The organism is uncultured Rikenella sp., assembly GCF_948810725.1.
GTDB lineage: Bacteria > Bacteroidota > Bacteroidia > Bacteroidales > Rikenellaceae > Rikenella.
Window position 1 is genome coordinate 1 of the sequence record NZ_CAQIVA010000079.1, and the last position, 4,776, is coordinate 4,776.

4 protein-coding genes are annotated in these 4,776 nt (G+C 60.8%); 2 read left to right on the forward strand and 2 right to left on the reverse strand.

The window, feature by feature from the left end:
• Positions 1–608: 608 nt before the first annotated feature.
• Positions 609–1,640, reverse strand: coding sequence for a homoserine O-acetyltransferase (metX, locus tag Q9S52_RS10435; RefSeq protein ID WP_304709065.1), 1,032 nt, complete (start codon positions 1,638–1,640; stop codon positions 609–611).
• An 85-nt stretch (positions 1,641–1,725) separates the two neighbouring features.
• Between metX and ychF the strand changes: the two genes are divergently transcribed.
• Complete coding sequence (gene ychF, locus Q9S52_RS10440; protein WP_304709066.1) at positions 1,726–2,829, forward strand: redox-regulated ATPase YchF; 1,104 nt, start codon at positions 1,726–1,728, stop codon at positions 2,827–2,829.
• A gap of 88 nt (positions 2,830–2,917) precedes the next feature.
• Here the strand turns inward: ychF and Q9S52_RS10445 are convergent, their stop codons facing one another.
• Complete coding sequence (locus Q9S52_RS10445; protein WP_304709067.1) at positions 2,918–3,871, reverse strand: NAD(P)-dependent oxidoreductase; 954 nt, start codon at positions 3,869–3,871, stop codon at positions 2,918–2,920.
• Positions 3,872–3,880: 9 nt separating this feature from the next.
• Between Q9S52_RS10445 and Q9S52_RS10450 the strand changes: the two genes are divergently transcribed.
• Positions 3,881–4,090, forward strand: coding sequence for a hypothetical protein (locus Q9S52_RS10450; protein WP_304709068.1), 210 nt, complete (start codon positions 3,881–3,883; stop codon positions 4,088–4,090).
• Positions 4,091–4,776: the final 686 nt, after the last annotated feature.

The following is a 4,776-nucleotide window of genomic DNA, read 5'->3' on the forward strand; positions in this document are numbered from 1 at the left end:
ACCCAGTTCTCCGCCCCGTGTCCGCCTCACTGCGGCTCCGCTGTCGCTCCGCCGCTGCCGTCGCCCGCTGGGATTTCACCTCGATTTTGCTGCCGCAAAATGAGTGAAATCCCTCTTTACGCGGACGGGCGACGAATGTTTGCGCGAAGTTCGTTGTCCGCGCGCCTTACGCGATTCATTCTATTTCGGCTCGCCGCCGAAATAGTAGAATCGCTTCTTTAAGCGGCGGCGCGCGTCTTTGGTCACAGGAGGGTACTGCCCTTACGCCGGGCGGGCGCACCCTTCGGGTGTTTTATTGGCAGCCTCTACCCCAAGACCGCCTCTACCCCGTTCTTTGTCCGCGCGCTGGCGGAAATCTTATTCAAACGCGAAACACGCGTTTGAATGATTTCCTTTTCCAGCAGTCGCGCGCGGTAGAGCTTTGTTCGCGCGCCTGGGGAAATCTTGCCAAAATGTGCCAGCACATTTTGACGATTTCCCTCTTAAGGCAGGGACGCGCAATTTAGCCTGAGGGGACTGTTCTTTTTGTGAACAAAAAGAACAAAAAAAACTTTTGAGGATGCTCACGCATCCTCAAACTGCCGACGACCCTAACTAATGCCGCCGCCTCACAGATACTCCTTTAAGATACGCGTCAACTGCGGCGTCTCGATCAGGAAGCCGTCGTGGCCGAAATCCGAATGGAGCGTATAGTAATCCGCCCCGATCAACCCCGCCATCTCCCGCACCTCCGGCTCCGTAAACATCATATCCGTATCGACCGACAAAACGACCGTCTTTGCAGCAATCCCCCCCAACGCCGCCTCCACTCCGCCCCGGCCACGCCCCACGTCGTGCGAATCGAGCGCCTGCAACAGCCGATAATAACAGTGCGCATTGAACCGCCGGCGCAGCTTCTCGCCCTGATAACGCTGGTAGCTTGATGCCCGGAAATCCCCCAGTTTGTCCGTCTCCGGATCGTGCTGCGTGCGATTGAAAGCCGTCGAATTGCGATAGATCAGCATCGACATCGCCCGAGCCGCTGCCAACCCCGCCGCCCCACCGTCGATCCGCCGTTCGAGAAACGTCGGATCGGCCTCGATCGCCAGCCGCTGCGCCTCGCTGTCCGCCACGATCCACGGCGTCGTCCGCGGCAGCGTCACCGTCAGCGCCAGCGTGTCGAACAATTCAGGCTCGGCGATCGCCCACTCCATCGCCTGACATCCCCCCGTCGACCCCCCGATCAGCATCCTGACACGCCGGATTCCCAACGCCCTGCGGAGCTCCCCGTAAGCCCGCACCATATCCCGCATCGTGATCTGCGGAAAATCGAGGTACCACGGCTCGCCCGTCGCCGGATTCGTCGAAATGGGCGAAGTCGAACCGTAAGGAGAGCCCAACTTATTGGCACAGACGATAAAATAACGCGTCGGATCGAGCAGTCCCCCCTCGACCACCGTCCCCGGCCACCACTCCGCCACATCCGAGTTGGCTGTCAGCGCGTGGCACACCCAGATCACATTGTCGCCCGCGACGTTCAGCGTGCCATAGGTATGATAAGCGAGCGTCACGGAGGGCAGTTCGCCGCCCGCTTCGAGCGGGAAAGGACGGTCGATCGTGAAAAACTGCGGCGCGCGGCCGGCATATTCGGCGTAGTGCATAAAGGTCAGTCCGTTTTTGGAATCCGAAGAGGCCCAAAGATAGGGAATTTTCAGTATCTTTGGGGCCTCTAAAACAGCGAATAACATGGCTCTTCAATGCGGCATCGTGGGTTTGCCGAACGTCGGGAAATCGACCCTTTTCAACTGTCTGTCGAACGCCAAGGCCCAGGCGGCCAACTTTCCGTTCTGCACCATCGAACCGAACGTCGGGGTGATCACCGTACCGGACGACCGGCTGACGAAGCTGGTGGAGATCGACAACCCGAAACGCGTCGTGCCGACCACCATCGAGATCGTAGACATCGCCGGACTGGTCAAAGGGGCCTCGAAGGGCGAAGGGCTGGGGAATAAATTTCTCGCCAATATTCGCGAGACGGATGCCATTATCCACGTCCTGCGGTGTTTCGAGAACGGGAATATCACACACGTGGACGGCTCGGTCGACCCGGTGCGCGACAAGGAGATTATCGACACCGAGTTGCAACTGAAAGACCTCGAAACGGTCGAAAACCGGCTCGGCAAGGTGCAGAAACAGGCGCAGAGCGGCGGCGACAAGGCGGCCAAACGGCTCTACGAAATTCTGATACGCTACAAGGAGGCGCTGGAACAGGGACTTTCGGCACGGACGGTGGTGTTGGATAACAAAGAGGATGAAAAATTAGCGGCGGATTTATGCCTGCTGACCAACAAGCCGGTACTCTACCTCTGCAACGTGGACGAGGCTTCGGCAGCTACCGGAAATAACCATACGCGCGCCGTGGCGGAGGCCATTCAAGCGGAGGGGGCGCAGATGCTGATCGTGGCGGCGGCGACGGAGGCGGACATCGCAGAATTAGAGAGCTACGAGGAGCGACAAATGTTCCTCGCGGACTTGGGGCTCGAAGAGTCGGGGGTTTCGCGCCTGATCCGGGCGGCGTATGCGTTGCTGAATCTCGAAACCTACTTCACCACGGGGCCGGACGAGACGCGGGCGTGGACGTATGCCCAGGGCACGAAGGCGCCGCAGGCAGCGGGGATTATCCACACCGACTTCGAGCGGGGTTTTATCCGGGCTGAGGTGATCAAGTTCGCGGACTATGTGGCGTTAGGCTCCGAAAAGGCGTGCCGCGAGGCGGGCAAGATCGGGATCGAGGGCAAGGAGTATGTGGTGCAGGACGGAGATATCATGCACTTCCTGTTCAACGTCTGAGACGGGACGAATCGCCTCGGCGGGCGGTTCGAAACGTTTAGGCAGGCCTCACGGCCTGCCTTTTTTTATTCCGCCTCCCCAGCCGACGTCAGACGACCCGGTCGATCTCGGGATCGCCGGCGAAGAAACGCATCACGTTCCGCGCGGCATGGGCGCTCATCTGCTCGCGGGTCTCGACCGTATTGGTGCCGGTATGAGGCGTGAGTACGATATTGTCCAGCGTCGGCAGCTCGGGCAACACGCGGGGTTCGTTTTCGAAGACGTCCAGCGCGGCTCCGGCGATCTCGCCGCTGCGAAGCGCTTCGGCCAGCGCCGCGTTATCTACCACAGCGCCGCGAGCGGTGTTCACCAGCAAGGCGGTCGGTTTCATCCTCCGAAACTGCTCGGGGCCGAACAGGTGGCGCGACTCGTCGGTCAGCGGGGTGTGCACCGACACGATATCGGATTCACGCAACAGGGTATCGAAGTCGGCGTATTCGACCTCCAGCACACGCTCTTCCTCCGCGGGCAACGGCCGACGGTTGTAGTAGAGCACCCGCATGCGCGAAGCGGCGGCATACCGTCGCAAGGCTTTGCCGATCCGTCCCATCCCCACGATCCCGAGCGTTTTGCCGTAGAGCGAGATTCCGAGATTATCCATAATGCCCCATTTCGCCTCGCCGCGACGCAGGTCGCGGTCGCATTCGGGTATCCGGTGGGCCACGGCGAGCATCAGGGCATAGGCGTGTTCGGCGGTGGGTTCGAGCACGGGCGTGGGGTTGTTGGTCACGACGATGCCGCGCCGTTGGGCGGCGGCGAGGTCGATATTGTCGTACCCGACGCCGTAGCTGGCGATGATTTTCAACCGGGGCGCAAGGGCCATCATCTCGTCGGTGACTCGCAGTGCGGTGGAGGCGATCATGCCGTCGATCCGGGGCAGGAGCCGCTGGAACTCCTCTTTCGAAAATCGTTCTTCGCACGGGATGAGCACTTCGAACTGCGCCTCCAGCTCGGCAAAGTGTTCGCGCGGCAGGCGGTGGGTAATCAATATGGTCTTTTTCATGGTTCGAGAATGGTTTGTTTTTTCTTCGGCAGACCCGCCCCGGGCTACCGCGACTCGTACTCGGGCGGGCCGGTAAAGGTCGGCAACGGCGGGTATAGCTGGTCGTCCGCTATCGGTAGAACGAACGGGGTGTTTTTGGACTTCTATGCACAGCATCTCAGTCCCAACAGTGTGGGTAATCGTGGCCACGGTCTTCAGTTGCGTTGCCTCTCGGAATAAACGCGCCCACAGGGCGTTTTACTACCAGCCTCTACCCTACTTTTGAGTTGAATCCTGCGGTTCGAAGAACCGCCCGGGCCGGAGCCACCCCAGGCGTAGGCCTGCAACGTCGCGATGCTCGTTTCCGGCCACGCTGGCTCCGACCCTTAATATTCACTCTCGACTAAAGTGGGTCGGGCGACCGGGAGGTGCTGTCGTGGGGTAGAGGCGGCCAGTAAAAGACGCTGTGCGTCCCGCCCGTGGGCAGGCGTCCGGCCCGAGCGACCCGTTGGGTCGCAAAAGCAACGCCCCATCACGGAAAGTTCGCCGCCAGCGGTGAGTGCAATGAGCTCCGTCGAGTTGCAGTCCGCCGCATGGAGTGGCGGCGAACTGCGCGACTCTGCGAGTCGCAAAAGCTCGGCCTATTCTCTGGGCGCGACAACAGTTTGCCGCCAGCGAGGACGCGACCGAGCTTGCGAGAGTTGCAGTACGCCGCGTGGGGTGGCGGCGAACTGCGCGGCTCTACGAGCCACAGAAGCTCAGCCAACAGTTCAACCCAAAGCAAAGCCCACCCCACAGCCCCATGCTCGGCCTGGCGCGGCGGGAAAACCGTAACCGGTTTTCCCGCCCAAAGAACAGTCACAGCCCAAAGCACAGCCCAATTCTCCGCCCCGTGTGCGCCTCACTGCGGCTCCGCTTTCGCTCCG

Excerpts from the sequence above, each read along its gene's own strand:
- metX (WP_304709065.1), bottom strand. The coding sequence starts at position 1,640 with ATGCACTACGCCGAATATGCCGGCCGCGCGCCGCAGTTTTTCACGATC.
- ychF (WP_304709066.1), top strand. The coding sequence starts at position 1,726 with ATGGCTCTTCAATGCGGCATCGTGGGTTTGCCGAACGTCGGGAAATCG.
- Q9S52_RS10445 (WP_304709067.1), bottom strand. The coding sequence starts at position 3,871 with ATGAAAAAGACCATATTGATTACCCACCGCCTGCCGCGCGAACACTTT.
- Q9S52_RS10450 (WP_304709068.1), top strand. The coding sequence starts at position 3,881 with ATGGTTTGTTTTTTCTTCGGCAGACCCGCCCCGGGCTACCGCGACTCG.